This is a genomic window from Micromonospora sp. NPDC049201, assembly GCF_055586805.1.
In genome coordinates this window covers 402,929-420,862 of record NZ_JBVJHM010000005.1, presented here as the reverse complement: position 1 = coordinate 420,862, position 17,934 = coordinate 402,929, and the positions used below count along the sequence as shown (strand labels likewise).

The following is a 17,934-nucleotide window of genomic DNA, read 5'->3' as shown; positions in this document are numbered from 1 at the left end:
GTGGACGTGGATCGGCTCAGGCAGAGCTGGTCGGTGGTCGCCGGGCACGGTGACCAGGTGCCGCTCTACTTCTATTCGACGTTGTTCCTGACGCATCCGGAGACCCGGCAGATGTTCCCGACGAACATGGCGGGGCAGCGGGACCGGTTGGTGTCGGCGTTGGGGCACATCGTGTCGCACGTGGACCAGGTGGATCGGCTGGTCGGTTTCCTGCGGCAGCTGGGCGCGGATCACCGTAAGTTCGCGGTGCGTGCCGAGCATTACCCGGCGGTCGGTGAGGCGCTGGTGGAGACGTTGCGGCATTTCTGCGGTGACGGGTGGTCCGAGGAGCTGGCGGCCGACTGGGTGGCGGCGTACGGGTTGGTGTCGCGGGTGATGACGGAGGCCGCGCAGGCCGCGGAGGCGCATTCGCCGCCGTGGTGGGTGGCGGAGGTGTTGACCCATGAGCAGCGCACGTTCGACGTGGCGGTGTTGACGGTGCGGCCGCAGTATCTGTTGCCGTTCGTGCCGGGGCAGTCGATCGGGGTGTCGCATCCGGCGGTGCGGTCGTGGCGGTACTACTCGCCGGCGAACGCGCCGCGCGCGGACGGCACGGTGGAGTTGCACGTGCGGGCGGCGCCGGGTGGCGCGGTGTCGTCGCGGCTGGTGTACGGGTGCGCGGTGGGTGATCAGATCCATCTGGCGGCGCCGGTGGGGGACGGGTTGACGTTGCGGTTGGCCGGGTCGTCGGATCTGCTGCTGTTGGCCGGTGGGACCGGCTGGGCGCCGGTGAAGGCGTTGGTGGAGCAGGTCGCGGCGGAGGGGTCGGGCCGGCGGGTGGATCTGTATGTGGGGGCGCGGTCGAGGTTGGAGTTCTACGACAGCGAGGCGATCGACAAGGTGGCCGCGTCGTGTCCGTGGTTGCGGGTGTCGTACGTGGCGGGGTCGGATCCGGTGCGGCCGGGTGAGCCGGCGCGGGTGGTGGACCGGGTGTTGGCCGACGGGGACTGGCGGTCGCGGCACGTGTACGTGTGCGGGTCCGACGAGATGGTGGGCCAGTCGGTGGCGGCGTTGACGGGGGCCGGTTACCGGTCGGGTCAGGTGCACCACGAGGGTTTCGGCAAGCAGTGGTACGGGCCGGCGTGGCGTGCCGCCACGGCCGCCGACGAGTCCACGGAGATGGTCCGGTGAGCGCGAGGAGTGAGCCGGTCCTGCGAGCCCCGCAGTCGCGAACGGAGATGGTCCGATGAGTGCGACCCCGATCAGTGGTTACGACGCGCAGCAGGTGTCCGGGTCGGTGCAGGTGCGGTTGACCTCGGACCGGGTGCGGCGGTGGGAGTTCGGGTCGGCGGCGTTCACCAGGCGTGGCTATGAGCAGGCCGATGTGGACCGGTTCCGGGTGCAGGTGGCCGACGAGTTGGATCTGCTGGCTGCCCAGGTGGCGAATCTGCGGGCGGAGAACGAGCGGCTCAACGACCATCTGGAGTTGCACCGGCACGGGGTGATTCCGAGCGCCGACACGCCGGTGCGGCCGGCGGCGAAGGAGGTGAATCTGCTGTCGGCGGCGCAGCGGGAGGCGGAGCAGATCATCGCGCAGGCGCACGACTATGCCCGTCGGGTCGCCGAGTACGCCCGGACGCAGTATGAGAGTTATCTGCGGGCGGCGGCGGAGGAGGCGAAGCAGGAGGCTGAGCGGGCGGTGATGGAGTACCGCCGGGCGGCCGGTGGTGACGTGGACGATTCGGTGGCGACGCGGGAGGCGTTGCGGATCTTCGGCGAGATGATGATGTCGCACATGCGGGCGGCGGCCCGGCATCTCGACGACGGCAGTGAGCAGTTGGCGCGGACGATGGAGCGTCTCACGCGGGAGGCGCCGCAGCCGGCGTTGCCGCGTCACCAGCGGTGAGCGCCGGTCCGGTCCGCCGTGTGGGTGGGCCGGATCGGCGAGGCCGGCCGTGGTGTGCGGGTGGTGGGTTCAGCGGGTGAGCGCGTCGACGGCGTCGGCGACGGGGGTGTCGCCGGCGACGAGTTCGACGGTGTGCCCGGCGGTGTTGGGGGTCTTCAGCAGCGCCAGGAGGACGCGGGCGACGTCGGCGCGGCTGATCGCGCCGGGTGGGACGTGTCGGGCGAGGGTGATCCGGCCGCCGGGGTCGTCGTCGGTGAGCCGGCCGGGCCGTAGCACGGTGACGTCGAGGTCGCGGCCGGTGACGTCGTCCTCGGCGGCTTTCTTGGCCCGCAGGTAGGCGGCCCACACGTCGTCGGTGTCGGGGGCGGGTGGGTCGTCGACGCCTATCGAGGAGACGAGCAGGTAGCGGCGGACGCCGGCGCGGACGGCGGCGTCGGCGAGCAGCACGGCGGCGCCGCGGTCGACGGTGTCCTTGCGGTCGGCGCCGCTGCCGGGGCCGGCGCCGGCGGCGAACACCACGGCGTCGGCGTCGGCGAGGTGCCGGGCGAGTGTGTCGGCGTCGGTGTGTTCCAGGTCGCAGACGACCGGTTCGGCGCCGGCGGCGCGTAGCGCGGCGGCGTGGTCGGGGTTGCGGATCAGCCCGACGGGGGTGTCGCCGCGTCCGGCGAGGTCTCGTTCGAGCAGCTTGGCGATCTTTCCGTGGCCTCCGGCGATGACGACGCGCATGTGCTCAACCTAGCCCGCCGGTGGTCGCGGTGCCGGGCGACCAGCGTCGTTGATCATGAGGTTGGCGCGCCGGATCGTGCCGCCGACCTCATGATCAGCCCGGGTGGGGTGGGCGGGTGGGGGTGCGCGAGGCAGCATGGTGGGGTGAGTGATGCGTTCGAGGGGTTGGCGCGGCTGCTGGCCGGCGGGGGTGTGGTGGTGCTCAGCGGCGCCGGCCTGTCCACCGAGTCGGGCATTCCGGACTATCGGGGGCCCAGCGGCGCGGCGCGGCGGCACACCCCGATGACCTACCAGGCGTTCACCCGTGACCCGCAGGCGCGGCGACGCTACTGGGCGCGCAGCCACCTCGGGTGGCGGACGATCGCGCGGGCGGCGCCCAACGACGGGCACCGGGCGGTGGCCCGGTTGCAGCGGGCGGGGCTGCTCGACGGCATCATCACGCAGAACGTCGACGGGTTGCACACCGCCGCCGGCGCGACCGGTGTGATCGAGTTGCACGGCCGGCTCGACGAGGTGACGTGCCTGGACTGCGGCAACCTGACCGGCCGTGACGAGTTGCACCGGCGGTTGACCGAGGCGAACCCGGGGTTCGACGCGCGGGTGGCGTACGTGAACCCCGACGGTGACGTGGAGCTGCCGGACGAGGCGGTGGCCGGGTTCCGGGTCGTCGACTGCGGGGTGTGCGGCGGGGGCATGCTGAAACCGGATGTGGTGTTCTTCGGCGAGACGGTGCCGGCGCCGCGGGTGGCGGACTGTTTCGCGCTGGTGGAGGGGGCCCGGGCGGTGCTGGTGCTGGGGTCGTCGTTGACGGTGATGTCGGGGCGGCGGTTCGTGTTGCGGGCGGCGAAGCGGGGCATTCCGGTGGCGATCGTCAACCAGGGTGTCACCCGCGGCGACGGATGTGCGGCGGTGCGGCTGGACGCGCCGTTGGGTGCCACGTTGACCGCGTTGGCCGCCGGGTTCGCCGAGCCGGCGCCGGTGTGATCACACCCTGGGACATGAGCCGGAAACACGGCCGCTGGTAGCGTGGGGGGTGCCGGTACCACCCACGTGGGAGAGACCGTCGACCCGACGGCGCCGAAGGGGCAGATTCTCCCCGGAACCTCTCAGGCAAAAGGACCACGTGGGCAGGCGCTGTGGAGCGCGTCAGCGTGACTCAGGGGGAGGCCGACCCGTCGACCTCGCCCCCGCAAGGAGCGCCGCGCATGACCGCTGAGCAGTTCGCCGACCGGCACATCGGCCCCGGCCCGGACGACGAGCGCCGCATGTTGGAGGCCGTCGGCTACGGCTCCGTGGATGAGCTGATGGACGCCGCGATTCCCGAGGTGATCCGCTGGCACGGGACGCTGGATTTGCCGGCGCCGGCCTCGGAGCGGGAGGCCCTGGCCGAGTTGCGGGCGCTCGCGGCCCGTAACACGGTGGCCGTGTCGATGATCGGTCTGGGTTACCACGGCACGCACACCCCGGCGGTGATCCGCCGTAACGTGCTGGAGAATCCGGCCTGGTACACCGCGTACACGCCGTATCAGCCGGAGATCAGCCAGGGTCGACTGGAGGCGTTGCTGAATTTCCAGACCATGGTCACCGATCTGACCGGGCTGGCCACCGCGAACGCGTCGATGCTCGACGAGGGCACCGCCGCGGCGGAGGCGATGACGCTCGCGCGCCGCGCGTCGAAGAGCAGGAGCCCGGTGTACGTGGTGGACGCCGACGCGTTGCCGCAGACCATCGCGGTGATCGCCAGTCGCGCCGAGCCGCTCGGTATCGAGGTGCGGGTCGTCGACGTGGACGTCGAGGAGTTGCCGGCGGAGTTCTTCGGCCTGCACCTGCAGTACCCGGGCGCCTCGGGGGCGGTCCGGGACCACGCCCCGCTGGTCGAGGCGGCGCACGCGGTGGGCGCGTTGGTGACCGTCGCGGCGGACCTGTTGGCGTTGATGGTGCTGCGCCCGCCGGGGGAGATCGGCGTGGACATCGCCGCCGGCACCACCCAGCGGTTCGGGGTGCCGATGGGGTTCGGTGGGCCGCACGCCGGCTACCTGGCGGTGCGCGCCGGTCTGGAGCGGATGTTGCCGGGCCGTCTCGTCGGGGTGTCGCGCGACGCCGACGGCAATGCCGCCTACCGGTTGGCGTTGCAGACCCGTGAGCAGCACATCCGGCGGGAGAAGGCGACCAGCAACATCTGTACCGCGCAGGTGCTGCTGGCGGTGATGGCCGGCATGTACGCGGTCTATCACGGCCCGGACGGGTTGCGGGCGATCGCCCGGCGTACTCGTGGGGCGGCGGCGCGGTTGGCGGCCGGGCTGCGCGCGGGCGGTGTCGACGTCGCGGACGTGGCGTTCTTCGACACCGTCACCGCGACGGTGCCGGGTCGGGCCGCGCAGGTGGTGGCCGCGGCGGCGGCGCGCAACGTGAACCTGCGGCTGGTGGACGCCGACCGGGTCGGGGTGTCCTGCGACGAGACGACCACCGACGCGCATCTGCGGGCGGTGTGGGCGGCGTTCGGCGTGGACGGTGTCGAGGGTGACGTGGAGGTGGCGTTGCCCGACGGGTTGGCCCGCTCCGGTGACGTGCTCACCCATCCGGTGTTCCGCAGTCACCACTCGGAGACGGCGATGCTGCGGTACCTGCGGCGGCTGGCTGATTTCGACTACGCCCTGGACCGGGGCATGATCCCGTTGGGGTCGTGCACGATGAAGCTCAACGCCACCACGGAGATGGAGCCGGTCACCTGGCCGGAGTTCGCGCACCTGCACCCGTTCGCGCCGGACGCGCAGACCGCCGGCTACCGGGAGTTGATCGCCCAGTTGGAGGGTTGGCTGGCGGAGGTGACCGGCTACGACGCGGTCAGCGTGCAGCCCAACGCCGGGTCGCAGGGGGAGCTGGCCGGGTTGCTGGCGATCCGCGCGTACCACCGGGACCGGGGTGAGGGGCATCGGGACGTGTGTCTGATCCCGTCGTCGGCGCACGGCACGAACGCGGCGTCGGCGGTGATGGCCGGCATGCGGGTGGTCGTGGTGGGCTGCGACGGCGACGGCAACGTCGACCTCGTGGACCTCGACGCGAAGATCGACAAGCATCGGGACGCCCTGGCGGCGATCATGGTGACGTACCCGTCGACGCACGGCGTGTACGAGACGGGCATCGCGCAGTTGTGCGCGAAGGTCCACGACGCCGGTGGTCAGGTGTACGTCGACGGGGCGAACCTCAACGCGCTTGTCGGGTTCGCGAAGCCGGGGCGCTTCGGCGCGGACGTGTCGCACCTGAACCTGCACAAGACGTTCTGCATTCCGCACGGTGGCGGCGGGCCGGGGGTGGGTCCGGTGGCGGTGCGGGCGCATCTGGCGCCGTTCCTGCCGGGTGATCCGGTGGGCGCGTCCGTCGACGGCCGGCCGGTGATCTCCGCGGCCCGGTACGGGTCGGCGGGGATCCTGCCGATCCCGTGGGCGTATCTGCGGATGATGGGCGCCGGCGGGTTGGCGCGGGCCACCGCGGTGGCGGTGCTCGCGGCGAACTACGTGGCGGTGCGGCTGCGGGAGCACTTCCCGGTGCTGTACGCCGGCAACAAGGGCCTGGTGGCGCACGAGTGCATCCTGGACCTGCGGCCGTTGACGAAGGCGACCGGGGTGAGCGTCGACGACGTCGCGAAGCGGCTGATCGACTACGGTTTCCACGCGCCGACGATGTCGTTCCCGGTGGCGGGCACGTTGATGGTGGAGCCGACGGAGAGTGAGGACCTGGCCGAGTTGGACCGGTTCTGCGACGCGATGATCGCCATCCGGGCCGAGATCGACCAGGTGGGGTCCGGGCAGTGGCCGGCGGGCGACAGTCCGCTGTCGAACGCGCCGCACACCGCGGCGATGGTTTCCGGCGACGAGTGGCCGCACCCGTACCCGCGGTCGGTGGGCGCCTATCCGGGGGCGGTGGACCGGGCGGGGAAGTACTGGCCGCCGGTGCGGCGCGTGGACGGCGCGTACGGGGACCGGAACCTGGTCTGCTCGTGTCCCGCGCCGGAGGCGTTCGAGGAGTGAGGGCGTGCACGCCGGGGCGGTGGTGGATCGCCGCCCCGGCCGGCGCGCCGACGGGCCTCGTCGGCGCGTACGCTCACTGACGCTGCGTGATTGCTCAGGCGACGAGGGCGTGGCGGGCCGGTCCCCGGTGCGGGGCGATGGTCCGCCCGTCGGGGAGCAGCTCACCGGTGTCCTCGAAGATGATGACGCCGTTGCAGAGCAGGCTCCAGCCCTGCTCAGGAAAGCAGGCGAGGACGCGGGCGGCCTCGCGGTCGGTCGCGTCGGCGGAGGGGCAGGTGGGCTGGTGCTGACACATCGGGTTCTCCGGACTGTGGGGGCACTGTGTCATGGTTCACATGACCAGTGACGCACAGTACCAAGCTCAACCGTGCAACACCGAGCAAGGTCGCGGCTTGTTCACCCAGAATCGGCTGAACGGATGAGGCGGAACGGTCCAGACGGCGTGGAAGCGCTCCCACACGTGCCGGTCGTGGTGCCCGGCGCGCCACCCGGCTGCCGGTCCCGGCTGGTCGAGACCGCCCGGTTGCAGTGGCGCCTCGGCGACGGCGGCGACCCCACCGACCTGGCGCAACGCTTCCTCACCGCGCACGGCGTCGACGTCGACGACCTGTCGCGGCCCGGCCGGCACACCGCCGACGGGCCGTGCGGGGCGGCACTGTTCCTGTCCGCCGCCGCCGGCGCGCACGCCGTCGGCGCGCCGACCGGCGCGCCCACCCCCGTGCCGGCGCTGCCCGACCTGGTCGTGGTCGTCTACCACCACGGCGACCGCCCGCACCGGCCACCGTCGCCGGCCGGCTGGCGGCTGGGGGACTGGCGCGACAGCTGGACCCCGGACGCGCACGCCGCCGCCGTCGAGTCGGTCCGCGCCGCCATCGCCCGCGGCGACGTCTACCAGGTCAACCTCGTCGGACACGCCGCCGCCGACTACACCGGCGACCCGCGCCCGGCGCTGCACCGCCTCGCCGCGCTGCCCGGCGCCCGCTACGGCGGCGCCCTGACCGGGCCCGGCTGGGCGCTGGGCTGCGCCTCCCCGGAGACGCTCGTCGCGACCGAACACGGCCGGCTGGTCACCCGCCCGATCAAGGGCACCCGCGCGGCCACCGCCGCCGGCCGCCGCGACCTGCTCGCCTCCGCCAAGGAACGCGCCGAACACATCATGATCGTCGACCTGGAACGCAACGACCTGGCCCGGGTGGCCCGCACCGGCTCCGTCCGGGTCGACGAGCTGTTCGCCGTACGCCGCTGGTGCGACCTGTGGCAGGCCGAGTCGACGGTCTCCGCGGCGCCCGCCGACGGCCTGGGCCTGGCCGACCTGCTGCGCGCGGTCTGCCCCGGCGGGTCGGTCACCGGCGCGCCGAAGCACGCCGCGCTCGCCCAGGTGGCGGCGCGGGAGCCGGTCGGGCGCGGCGCCGGCATGGGCGCGTTGGGCTGGGTCGGGCCGGACCGGCTCGACCTGGGCCTGACCATCCGCACCGCCGCCGCCGACGCCCACCGGCTGCACCTGTGGGCCGGCGGCGGCATCACCTGGGACAGCGACCCCGCCGCCGAGGTCGCCGAGGCCGCCGCGAAGGCCGCCCCGATCCGCGCGCTGCTGGCCGCCGGCTGACCGCCCGGCCCCAGGGCCTCTCAGGCCGCGGCGAACGCGTCCAGGGCGGCCACCACCCGCTCACCGACGCCGTGGCCGCGGCCGTGCCCGCCGGACTCGACGATCTCCATCCGGGCGTCCGGCCAGTCCCGCGTCAACCGCCACGCGATGTCCGGCGGGCCGCTGACGTCCAGGCGGCCCTGCACGAGCACCCCCGGGATGCCGGCGAGCCGGCCGGCGTCGCGCAGCAACTGACCGTCCGGCACGAACCCCAGGTTCGCGAAGTGGTGGGTGACCAGCCGGGCGAACCCGTACCGGAACACCGGGTCGGCGTAGCGCAGGCTGGGCGCGTACCCGCCGGCGAGGGAGACGTGCACGTCCTCCCAGTCACACCAGTCGCGCGCCGCCCGCTCCCGCACTGCCGGGTCGGGGTCGTTGACCAGTCGGGCGTACGTGGCGGCCAGGTCGCCGTCCCGCTCGGCCTCGGGCACCCCGTCGCGGAACCGCGCCCACTCCTGCGGGAACACCCGACCCATGTCCCGGGTCACCCACTCGATCTCGCGGCGGGTGTTGGCCACCACGCTGAACAGCACCAGCGCGGTTACCCGCCCCGGGTGCGCCTGCGCGTACGCCAACGACAGCGCCGAGCCCCACGACGCGCCGCACAGCAGCCACCGGTCCACGCCCAGGTGCACGCGCAGCGCCTCCATGTCGGCCACCAGGTGGCCGGTGGTGTTCACCGACAGGTCGGTCGCCGGGTCGGCGGCCGACGGGGTGCTGCGCCCGCAGCCGCGCTGGTCGAACAGCACGACCCGGTAGGCGGCCGGGTCGAACAACCGCCGCCACGACGCGTCGGCGCCCGAGCCGGGACCGCCGTGCACCACCAACGCCGGCCGGCCGGCCGGATTGCCGCAGGTCTCCCAGTAGACGCGCTGGCCGTCGCCGACGTCCAGGTGCCCCGACGCGTACGGCTCGATCGGTGGATACATGCCCCAGGTCCTCCCCACACCAGAAACAACAGCGCTGTTACATTAACGGATGTGACCGCCCCCCACCGCGACGCCCTCGGCACCCTGCTACGCCACGTCCTGGAACTGCTCGACGGCGACGTCGCCGCCGTCCACGACCGACTCGGCCTCACCGACTACCGGCCCCGCTACTCACCCCTGGTCCGCGCCCTGGTCACCGACGGACCACTACCCATCCGCGACCTCGCCGCCCGCGTCGGCGTCACCCACTCCGCCGCCAGCCAGACCGTCGCCGGCATGCGCCGCGCCGGCCTGGTCACCCTCACCCCCGGCACCGACGCCCGCCACCGCATCGTCACCCTCACCGACCGCGCCCGCACGCTGCTGCCCGCCGTCGAAGCCGAATGGGCCGCCACCACCGCCGCCATGCGCCACCTCGACACCGAACTGCCCGTACCCCTCGCCGACGAGCTGTACGCCGTACTCACCGCCCTGCGCCACCGCCCACTACGCGACCGCATCGCCGACACCGGCCTGCTCCCACCGGCGGGTGGAACCCCCGCACCGGTAAGCAACGGATAGCCTTCCGGGCATGACTATGCGCCCGATCCGGATCATCGGCGACCCCGTCCTGCGCACCCCCAGCGAACCCGTCACCACCTTCGACACCGAACTACGCGCCCTCGTCGCCGACCTGATGGACACCCTGCTCGGCGCCCCCGGCCGCGCCGGCGTCGCCGCCCCCCAGATCGGCGTCAACACCCAGGTCTTCGTCTACGACGCCGACGGCCACCGCGGCCACCTCGTCAACCCCACCCTGGAACTGTCCGAAGACCTCCAGGACGACGACGAGGGCTGCCTGTCCATCCCCGGCCTCTACTTCCCGACCCCCCGCGCGCTGCACGCCACCGCCCACGGCTACGACCAGCACGGCGAACCCCTCACCATCACCGGCAGCGGCTTCCTCGCCCGCGCCCTGCAACACGAAACCGACCACCTACGCGGTCGCCTCTACGTCGACACCCTGCGCGGCGACACCCGCCGCCGCGCACTCCGGGAGATCCGCGCCGGCCGCTTCGACTCACCCAGCCGAGACCGCTGACACCCCAGCCCCTGCTCAGCCAGGCAACCGGGTCAACGCACACTCGGTGAACCCGGCCACCGGAGTGAAACCCAACCGCTCGTACAACCGCACCGCCGCGACGTTGTCCACCCGCACGTTCAACGTCACATGATCCACCGACGCCCGCAGCCGCGCGCACAACGCCGCCACCACACCCGCCCCCAGACCACGCCCCCGCACCGCCGGATGCGTCGTCACGTTCCCCACCGCCGCCACCCGCCACCGCGGCGAGAACACGTGCACCCCCGCCACCGCCACCAACCGACTACCCGCACGCACCCCCACGTACTGACCGGTGTCCACCATCCGCGCGTCGAACCAGTTCCCCGGATACGCCACCGCGTACAACTCCCGCAACAACGGCAGATCCGCCCGCCCCAACGGCTCACCCACCGCCGGCACCGCCGCCAACCGCCCCGGATCCGTCAACGCCATCCGCACATGCGCCGCCGCGTCCGACACCGCGTACCACCGCGCCACCGTCGCCTCCAGACCAGGGGACAGGTGCGCCCACAACCGCGCCGGCAACACCGGCGCCGCCGCCACCAGCAACCCCGACAACGCCGCCACCCGATCCGGCGCCCCGAACGCCAACAACGTCGGCAACTCCACCCCGTGGTACAGCAACACCACCTCGTCACCCGACCGGAACCACGACGTGTACGGCCAGAAGAAATCGTCCAGATCACCCAACTGGTAGGCGTGCAACACCGGATCCCGACCCAACAACCCGGCCAGCACCGCCCGGTCGTGCTCCGCCCGCACCACCATCACCGCACCGCCACCCACTGGTCGTAACCCAACCGCGCCACCAACGCCACCACCACCACCAACAACACCACCCGCACGAACCCCGCACCCCGCCGCAACGCCATCCGCGCGCCCACCACCGCCCCGGCCACGTTGCACACCGCCATCGCCGCCCCCAACAACCACCACACATGCCCCGTCACCCCGAACACCACCAGCGCCCCCAGATTCGTGCCCGCGTTCACCACCTTCGCCATCGCCGACGCGTGCACGAAATCCGCACCCACCAACGCCGTGAACGCCAACACCAGGAACGTGCCCGTACCCGGACCGATCAACCCGTCGTACAACGCCACCCCCAACCCCGCCACCGCCACCGCCACCACCACCCGCCGCCGGGTCCGCCGCGACGGCGACGCCACCACCCCCAACCGCGGCCGGGTCAGCACGAACACCGCCACCGCCACCAACACCACCAACACCACCGGCCGGTACGCCCCCGCCGGCACCGCCCCCGCCAACGCCGCACCCAACCCCGCCGTCACCACCGCCAACCCCGCCGCCGGACCCGCCACCGCCCAGTCCAGCCTCGTCCGCCGCGCATACGTCACCGCCGCCGTCGACGTACCGAAGATCGCCGCCAACTTGTTCGTCCCCAACGCCGTCGCCACCGGCACCCCCGGCGCCGCCAGCAACAACGCCGGCAACAACAGCAACCCGCCACCACCCACCACCGCGTCCACCCACCCGGCCAACGCGGCAGCGGCCAGCAACGTCACCAACGACCCGGCATCCACGGCCGCATTCTGCCCACCCCGCCACCACCCGCGAGCACCCCTGTGGCCAGCCTCACCGCCCCCGACGACGCCGCACCCACAACCCGACCGACGCCACCGCCACGAACACCAGCACCGAACAACACAACAGCTTCACCATCCGACCAGCCTGCCACCACCACGTAGGGTGTGCAGGTGCGCCTGGCCACCTTCAACCTGCTGCACGGCCGCTCCCTCACCGACGGGCTCGTCGACCCCGACCGACTCGCCGCCGCCGTCACCGCCCTCGACGCCGACGTGCTCGCCCTCCAGGAAGTCGACCGCGACCAGACCCGCAGCGGCAAACTCGACCTCACCGCCCTCGCCGCCCGCGCCCTGCACGCCGACCACCACCGCTTCGCCGCCGCCGTCGTCGGCACCCCCGGCGAACACTTCCGCCCCCTCACCCACGACGACGACGGCCACGGCGAACCCCTCTACGGCGTCGGCCTCATCAGCCGCCACCCCGTCCGCTCCTGGCAGGTCACCCGCCTACCCGCCGCACCCGTCCGCTCACCCATCCACATCCCCGGCCACCGCGGCGGACTCGTCCTGCTCCGCGACGAACCCCGCGTCGTCCTCGCCGCCGTCCTCGACACCCCCCACGGCCCACTCACCGTCGCCGCCACCCACCTGTCCTTCGTCCCCGGCTGGAACATGTGGCAACTACGCCGCGTCGTGCGCGCCCTGCGCGCGCTGCCCGCCCCGCGCATCCTGCTCGGCGACCTCAACCTCCCCGCCGGCGCCGCCGCCGCGCTGTCACGCTGGCGCCCCCTGGGCCGACTCCCCACCTACCCGGCCGGACAACCCCGCGTCCAACTCGACCACATCCTCGCCGACCCCCACCACCTCGACCGGCTCCCACCCGTCACCGCCGTCGACACCCCAGCCTCCACCGTCTCCGACCACCGACCCCTCATCGTCGACCTCGGCTGACCCTCACCCCACGCCGGTCTGCCGCTGGGCCGCGCGCACCGCGTTGCGGAACAACATCGCCACCGTCGTCGGACCCACCCCACCCACCCGCGGCGTGATCGCACCCGCCACCCGCGCACACGACTCGTCCACATCCGGCAACAACCGCCGCCCCTCATACCGCACCCCACCCCCGACCACCACCGCGCCCGGGCGCACATGCTCCGGCCGCACGATCCCCGGCACCCCCGCCGCCGCCACCAGGATCTCCGCCCGCCGCGTGTACCGAGGCCAGTCCGCCACCCCCGTGTGCACCACCGTCACCGCCGCGTTCGCCGTCGGCCGCTTCTGCGCCAACAACATCGCCAACGGCCGACCCAACGTCGCACCCCGACCCAACACCACCACCTCCCGGCCCGACACCGGCACCTGGTGGAACGCCAACAACGCCTCGATCCCCGCCGGCGTACACGGCAACGGCCCCGGCAACCCCAACGCCAACCGACCCATGTTCACCGGATGCATGCCGTCGACGTCCTTGTCCGGATCCACCTCGGCGAGGGCCCGGTCGTAGTCCAGACCCCCCCGGAATCGGATGCTGCACCAGCACCCCGTGCACCGCCGAGTCGGCGTTGAAATCCGCCACCACCGCATGCAGATCCGCCTGCGACGCCGACGCCGGCAGGTGCACGTGCGGCGACGCGAACCCCAACGCCGCCGCCTGCCGCTGTTTGATCCGGATATAACCCGCGCTCGCGTCGTCGTCACCCACCAACACCGTCGCCAACGCCGGCGTCACCCCCACCGCACGCAGCTCCGCCACCGACGCGGCCACCTCGTCCAACACCCGCTCCGCCACCGGCCCACCCGGCAACAACCGCGCCGACGAACCCGCAACCACCGAAGAAGAAGACATGCGGCACCTCGCCCGCGGAGGCCCAGGCGGTCGACCCCCACGACGAGCTCCCCGATGGTTCACCCATCCCCGTGCCGCCAGTCGCGTCCCCCACACCCTGCCACAGCGCGCGCCACGATCGCATCCACCACCGACTGCCACCCCGGCAACGACGCCAACACCGCGTCCGCGCGCCGCCGCCGATCCGCCGCCGACACCACCTGAAGATCCGCCAACACCGCCACCAACCCCGGCCGCAACGCCCGCTCCCGCTCCGGCGCCACCACCCCCAACACCGCCAGACACCGCGCGTACGTCACCACCACCCAGAACATCGCCTCCCGGTGCCGCCCCGCCGCCACCAACGCCGCCCCACCGTCGAACACCACCGGCCGCCCCGCCACCGCCAGATCCGCCCCGAACGCGAACCCCTCCCGCGGCATCCGCGCCACCTCGTCGAACACCACCGCCAACCCGGCCAGATGCTCCCGCACCCGCGCCGCGCCCACCCCGCCCCCGTCCACCGCCGCCAGCAGCCGCGGATACCGCACGCCGAACCCGAACCGCGTCAACACCTCCGACGCCCGCACGAACCGCCGTCGCACCGTCGGATCCACCAACCCCGCCACCGCCGGCCACACCGCCAACAGCGACGTCGGGAACACCCACGCCAACACCTGCTCCGCCAGCGGCGCCCCGGCGTCCAACCCCCGCAACCCGTCCTCGATCCGCCGCCGCACCCCCGCGCACCGCCGCCGCACCCACACCGGATCCGCGTACCCCACCGCCACCCGCCGCCGCACCGCCGCCAACCGCCCCGACGGATCCGCGATCACCGCATCGGTACGGAACATCGGCGCGAACACCCACGACCCCAGCACGTCCTCCGGCTCACCCACCTCCGCCCAGGTGACCGAACTGACCTCCAACAACACCCCCCGATGCACGAACTTGCCCACCTTCACGCCGGGGGAGTCCCGCACCAGCAGCACGTCCACGTCCGACCACACCGGCAACTCCGCGTCGCCCGGCAACCCCACCGTCGAGCCACTGAACCACGCCCCCTCGACCGACGGATCCGCCCGCATCCGGTCCCGCACCCAGTCGACCGCCACCGCCCGCGCCGCATCCACCCGCATCCGACCGATCCTGCCACCACCACAACCACCGGCCGCACACCCACAGTTGCCGATCGGACACGAAGCGTGGACCATCGACGACAGTAACTGTCGGTCGGATCGTGTGGGGCGATGCGCAATGGCGGACTACTTCCCGATACTCCACGGCCGCGCCGGCGAGTTCGACGCCCTCGACCACGTCCCCGACGACCTGGCGCCCCACCTCCTCCCCATCTTCGACGTCGCCGCCACCACGCACGGGCCCATCCACGACGCCCACACCTTCAGCCAGCACGCCCGACGCACCGTCCCCCGCGACATGACCATCGCCGTCGACGCCCACCGCCTACCGGACCCCGCCACCGGACTCCGACGACCACTGCCCGACATCGCCGAAGACCTGCACCAGTGGGGCAACCCGATGCTGCCCGTCGCCCACCCCCACGACAGCCCCGCCCGACTGGCCGACATCCGCGACGCCGCCGCCCTGCACGGCCACGGCGCCGTCCTGCGACTCGACCACACCGACGACGACGCCGAAAACCGCGCCAACCGCCTCCTGTCCGCCACCGACCTGCGCGCCGAACACGCCGTCCTGCTCCTCGACGCCGCCCACCTGCGCTCCGAACACGACCTCACCCGAGCCGAACCACTGGTCCGCAAACACCTCTCCTGGACCCAGCGGCACCCCTGGAAAGCCGTCGTCGTCGCCGCCGGAGCAATGCCCCGCAGCATCGCCCACCTACCCCCCAACACCGCCACCCCACTCCGCCGCCTCGACCTCGACCTCTGGCAACGCCTCCACGACCACGACATCCGATTCGCCGACTACGGCATCGCCCACCCCCGACCCGCCACCGGCGGCTGGGGACCACCCCCGAACCTCCGCTACACCGACCACGACGTCTGGTGGACCTACCGGGCCGCCCGCGACGACAACGGCAACAGCGCCATCCACGACCTGTGCCGAACCCTCGTCACCGCCGACCACTGGCCCACCCTCGGACGACACTTCTCCTGGGGCGACGAACAGATCGCCCTGCGCGCCGCCCGCCACGCCACCCCCGGCACCGCCCGACACTGGCTCGCCTGGGGCACCTCCCACCACCTGGCCCACGTCGCGAACCACCTCGGCCTGCCCGGCGCGCCCCCCGCCCGCTAGAGACCCAACCCCGACAACGCCCGGTTCGTCCGGTTGGCCGCCACCGCCGCCCGCTGCTGACCCGCCGTCACCTCGATGTACGTCTGCGACGACGCCAACGACGCATGCCCCAGCAACCGCATGATCTCCGCCGCGCTCGCCCCGTCCTCGGCCAACCGCGTCGCGAACGTGTGCCGCAACGCGTGCAACCGCGCCCCACGCGGCACCCGGTCACCGATGCCCGCCCGCCGGAAACACGACTCCACCAGATACTGCAGGCCACCGCGACGCAACGGCTCACCCTGCCGGTCCACCAGCAACGACCCGTCCGGACGCACACTGCGCGCCCCGAACCGCCGCCGCCGGCTGTCCAGGTAACCACCCACCACCCGGTCCACGCCCACCTCGATCGGCACCGTACGCGGCCGACCGCCCTTGCCGGCCACGTCCACCCGCCGCTCACCCTCGCGACCGGCAAGCGACGACACCCGCAGCGCCAGCAGCTCCGACAGTCGCAACCCGGCGCACAGCGCCAACGCCAGCACCGCCACGTCCCGCTCCGGCCACGGGTCGCGCTGCCGGCCCTCGGCCCGCGCCACCGCCGCCAGCAGCTCCTCCGGGGTGTCCTCGCCCCGCAACGGCTTGGGCCGGGGGAGCGGCGTGCGGGGCCGCCCGACCGCGGGCATCGGGTTCCCGGCCACCACCCCGTCCGCCACCAGGAACGTGAAGAAACTGTTCCAGGTGGACCAGGCACGGTGGACCGACGCGGCGGCGCGGGGAGCGGCGAACCGGGCGAACGCCGCGCGCATCAGCCGGGGGGACAGGCGCCCGACCGGCAGCCGGCCCAGGGGGAGGGGAGTGTCGTCACCGTCCGCCACCTCCAGCGCGGCGACGCCGGTGAGGTCCCGCCGGTACGCGGCCAGGGTGTGCGGGGAGGGCTTGCGGGTGGCCCGGGCGGTCAGGAACTCCTCGATCAACGCCCCTACCGTTTCGTCCGCTTTGTCATGCATAAGGGATATTATGCATGATTCTCGCGTTCCCGCCAGGCCGCCACTCCGGGGGAGCGCACCGACGAAAACGATTGCCGCGCCCCGCAGACTGGACCGCATGGTGCAGATCGACGCCGCACTCGTCCGCGCCCTGGTCGCCGCGCAGTTCCCGCAGTGGGCGCACCTGCCGGTCACCGCCGTCGCGCGCCAGGGGTGGGACAACCGGACGTTCCGCCTCGGCGAGCACCTGCTGGCCCGACTGCCGAGCGCCGAGGGCTACGTGCCCGGCGTCGCCAAGGAGGACCGCTGGCTGCCCGTCCTGGCCCGCCACCTGCCGCTGCCCGTACCCGAACCGGTCGCCACCGGGGCGCCCGGCGCCGGGTACCCGTACCCCTGGTCGGTGCGGCGGTGGCTGCCCGGCGACACGCTGGAGGCCGCCGACGGCCTGGACCGCGTTGCCGTGGCCCGGAACCTCGGCGGCCTGCTGGCCGCGCTGCGCGAGGCGCCGACGGCGGGCGGACCGGTCGCCGGCCGGCACTCGGCGTTCCGGGGCTGCCACCCGAGCGTCTACGGCGACGAGGTGGAGCAGGCCCTGGTGGCGCTGGACGGCCGGGTGGACGCGGCCGCCGCGCGGACGGTGTGGGCAGGCGCGGTGACGTCCGTCTGGCCGACGGCGCCGGTGTGGTTCCACGGTGACGTCTCGGCCGGGAACCTGCTGGTCGCGCGCGGCCGGCTCGCCGCGATGATCGACTTCGGGCAGTGCGGGGTGGGTGATCCGGCCTGCGATCTGGTGCCGGCCTGGACGTGGTGCGTCGGTGCCGAGCGCGCGGCGTTCCGGGATGCGGTGGGGTTGCCGGGCGACGCGTGGCGTCGGGCCCGGGGCTGGGCGTTGTGGAAGGCGCTCGTCACGATCGGGTCGGGGCCGGTCGCGGAGCCGTCGCGGGTGTTGGCGGCGGTGCTGGCGGACCCGGTGGCGGAGTGACGGGGGACCCCGAC

The 17,934-nt window shown here is 73.2% G+C and carries 17 protein-coding genes, 1 pseudogene and 2 riboswitches; of the genes and pseudogenes, 10 read left to right on the top strand and 8 right to left on the bottom strand.

Annotation, left to right across the window (positions count from 1 at the left end):
- Together ACZ6O5_RS13900 and ACZ6O5_RS13895 are read left to right on the top strand one after the other, a co-directional pair.
- Window positions 1-1,170 carry a globin domain-containing protein gene (locus tag ACZ6O5_RS13900; protein ID WP_465977141.1) on the top strand — a complete coding sequence of 390 codons (1,170 nt, stop codon included), beginning with the start codon at window positions 1-3 and terminating at the stop codon, window positions 1,168-1,170.
- A 55-nt stretch (window positions 1,171-1,225) separates the two neighbouring features.
- Window positions 1,226-1,885 (top strand): DivIVA domain-containing protein, encoded by a 660-nt coding sequence (locus ACZ6O5_RS13895; RefSeq protein ID WP_465977139.1) that lies wholly within the window; start codon window positions 1,226-1,228, stop codon window positions 1,883-1,885.
- A gap of 69 nt (window positions 1,886-1,954) precedes the next feature.
- Here the strand turns inward: ACZ6O5_RS13895 and ACZ6O5_RS13890 are convergent, their stop codons facing one another.
- Window positions 1,955-2,611, bottom strand: a complete 657-nt coding sequence (locus ACZ6O5_RS13890) for an NAD(P)H-binding protein (protein WP_465977137.1) — start codon at window positions 2,609-2,611, stop codon at window positions 1,955-1,957.
- A gap of 90 nt (window positions 2,612-2,701) precedes the next feature.
- Between ACZ6O5_RS13890 and ACZ6O5_RS13885 the strand changes: the two genes are divergently transcribed.
- The gene (locus tag ACZ6O5_RS13885; RefSeq protein WP_465977135.1) at window positions 2,702-3,595 is read left to right on the top strand and encodes an NAD-dependent protein deacetylase; all 894 of its coding nucleotides are present in this window, start codon (window positions 2,702-2,704) and stop codon (window positions 3,593-3,595) included.
- A 57-nt stretch (window positions 3,596-3,652) separates the two neighbouring features.
- Window positions 3,653-3,743: riboswitch (glycine riboswitch) on the top strand.
- A 73-nt stretch (window positions 3,744-3,816) separates the two neighbouring features.
- On the top strand, window positions 3,817-6,639 hold the full coding sequence (gene gcvP, locus ACZ6O5_RS13880; protein ID WP_465977133.1) for an aminomethyl-transferring glycine dehydrogenase: 2,823 nt from the start codon (window positions 3,817-3,819) through the stop codon (window positions 6,637-6,639).
- A 94-nt stretch (window positions 6,640-6,733) separates the two neighbouring features.
- Here gcvP and ACZ6O5_RS13875 read toward each other — a convergent pair whose 3' ends face one another.
- Complete coding sequence (locus ACZ6O5_RS13875; protein ID WP_107157847.1) at window positions 6,734-6,934, bottom strand: DUF5999 family protein; 201 nt, start codon at window positions 6,932-6,934, stop codon at window positions 6,734-6,736.
- 123 nt (window positions 6,935-7,057) lie between these two features.
- On the opposite strand from ACZ6O5_RS13875, the gene ACZ6O5_RS13870 reads away from it, so the two are divergent.
- Window positions 7,058-8,245 carry a chorismate-binding protein gene (locus tag ACZ6O5_RS13870; RefSeq protein WP_465977131.1) on the top strand — a complete coding sequence of 396 codons (1,188 nt, stop codon included), beginning with the start codon at window positions 7,058-7,060 and terminating at the stop codon, window positions 8,243-8,245.
- 20 nt (window positions 8,246-8,265) lie between these two features.
- Here ACZ6O5_RS13870 and pip read toward each other — a convergent pair whose 3' ends face one another.
- Window positions 8,266-9,213 (bottom strand): prolyl aminopeptidase, encoded by a 948-nt coding sequence (pip, locus tag ACZ6O5_RS13865; protein WP_465977130.1) that lies wholly within the window; start codon window positions 9,211-9,213, stop codon window positions 8,266-8,268.
- A gap of 51 nt (window positions 9,214-9,264) precedes the next feature.
- Between pip and ACZ6O5_RS13860 the strand changes: the two genes are divergently transcribed.
- Together ACZ6O5_RS13860 and def are read left to right on the top strand one after the other, a co-directional pair.
- Complete coding sequence (locus ACZ6O5_RS13860; RefSeq protein ID WP_465977128.1) at window positions 9,265-9,774, top strand: MarR family winged helix-turn-helix transcriptional regulator; 510 nt, start codon at window positions 9,265-9,267, stop codon at window positions 9,772-9,774.
- Between the two features lie 10 nt (window positions 9,775-9,784).
- On the top strand, window positions 9,785-10,294 hold the full coding sequence (gene def, locus ACZ6O5_RS13855; protein WP_465977126.1) for a peptide deformylase: 510 nt from the start codon (window positions 9,785-9,787) through the stop codon (window positions 10,292-10,294).
- 15 nt (window positions 10,295-10,309) lie between these two features.
- Here the strand turns inward: def and ACZ6O5_RS13850 are convergent, their stop codons facing one another.
- Both ACZ6O5_RS13850 and ACZ6O5_RS13845 read right to left on the bottom strand, forming a co-directional pair.
- A complete protein-coding gene (locus ACZ6O5_RS13850; RefSeq protein ID WP_465977124.1) occupies window positions 10,310-11,086 on the bottom strand; it encodes a GNAT family N-acetyltransferase in 777 nt (258 codons plus the stop codon).
- Window positions 11,086-11,862 carry a sulfite exporter TauE/SafE family protein gene (locus ACZ6O5_RS13845; RefSeq protein ID WP_465977123.1) on the bottom strand — a complete coding sequence of 259 codons (777 nt, stop codon included), beginning with the start codon at window positions 11,860-11,862 and terminating at the stop codon, window positions 11,086-11,088. Before ACZ6O5_RS13845 ends, ACZ6O5_RS13850 begins: the two co-directional genes overlap by 1 nt.
- A gap of 174 nt (window positions 11,863-12,036) precedes the next feature.
- Here ACZ6O5_RS13845 and ACZ6O5_RS13840 point away from each other — a divergent pair, with 174 nt between their 5' ends.
- The gene (locus ACZ6O5_RS13840) at window positions 12,037-12,816 is read left to right on the top strand and encodes an endonuclease/exonuclease/phosphatase family protein (RefSeq protein ID WP_465977121.1); all 780 of its coding nucleotides are present in this window, start codon (window positions 12,037-12,039) and stop codon (window positions 12,814-12,816) included.
- Between the two features lie 3 nt (window positions 12,817-12,819).
- On the opposite strand, the pseudogene ACZ6O5_RS13835 reads toward ACZ6O5_RS13840, so the two are convergent.
- Window positions 12,820-13,711 (bottom strand): annotated as a pseudogene (locus ACZ6O5_RS13835) (bifunctional 5,10-methylenetetrahydrofolate dehydrogenase/5,10-methenyltetrahydrofolate cyclohydrolase).
- A 13-nt stretch (window positions 13,712-13,724) separates the two neighbouring features.
- A riboswitch (ZMP/ZTP riboswitch) is annotated at window positions 13,725-13,806 on the bottom strand.
- Window positions 13,771-14,829, bottom strand: coding sequence for a hypothetical protein (locus ACZ6O5_RS13830; protein ID WP_465977119.1), 1,059 nt, complete (start codon window positions 14,827-14,829; stop codon window positions 13,771-13,773). (Overlaps the previous riboswitch by 36 nt.)
- Before the next feature lie 118 nt (window positions 14,830-14,947).
- Here ACZ6O5_RS13830 and ACZ6O5_RS13825 point away from each other — a divergent pair, with 118 nt between their 5' ends.
- The gene (locus tag ACZ6O5_RS13825) at window positions 14,948-15,970 is read left to right on the top strand and encodes a beta family protein (protein ID WP_465977118.1); all 1,023 of its coding nucleotides are present in this window, start codon (window positions 14,948-14,950) and stop codon (window positions 15,968-15,970) included.
- Here ACZ6O5_RS13825 and ACZ6O5_RS13820 read toward each other — a convergent pair.
- On the bottom strand, window positions 15,967-16,959 hold the full coding sequence (locus ACZ6O5_RS13820) for a tyrosine-type recombinase/integrase (protein WP_357301934.1): 993 nt from the start codon (window positions 16,957-16,959) through the stop codon (window positions 15,967-15,969). The two genes, ACZ6O5_RS13825 and ACZ6O5_RS13820, sit on opposite strands and share 4 nt — an antisense overlap.
- A 97-nt stretch (window positions 16,960-17,056) precedes the next feature.
- Here ACZ6O5_RS13820 and ACZ6O5_RS13815 point away from each other — a divergent pair, with 97 nt between their 5' ends.
- Window positions 17,057-17,920 (top strand): aminoglycoside phosphotransferase family protein, encoded by an 864-nt coding sequence (locus ACZ6O5_RS13815; protein WP_465977116.1) that lies wholly within the window; start codon window positions 17,057-17,059, stop codon window positions 17,918-17,920.
- Window positions 17,921-17,934: the final 14 nt, after the last annotated feature.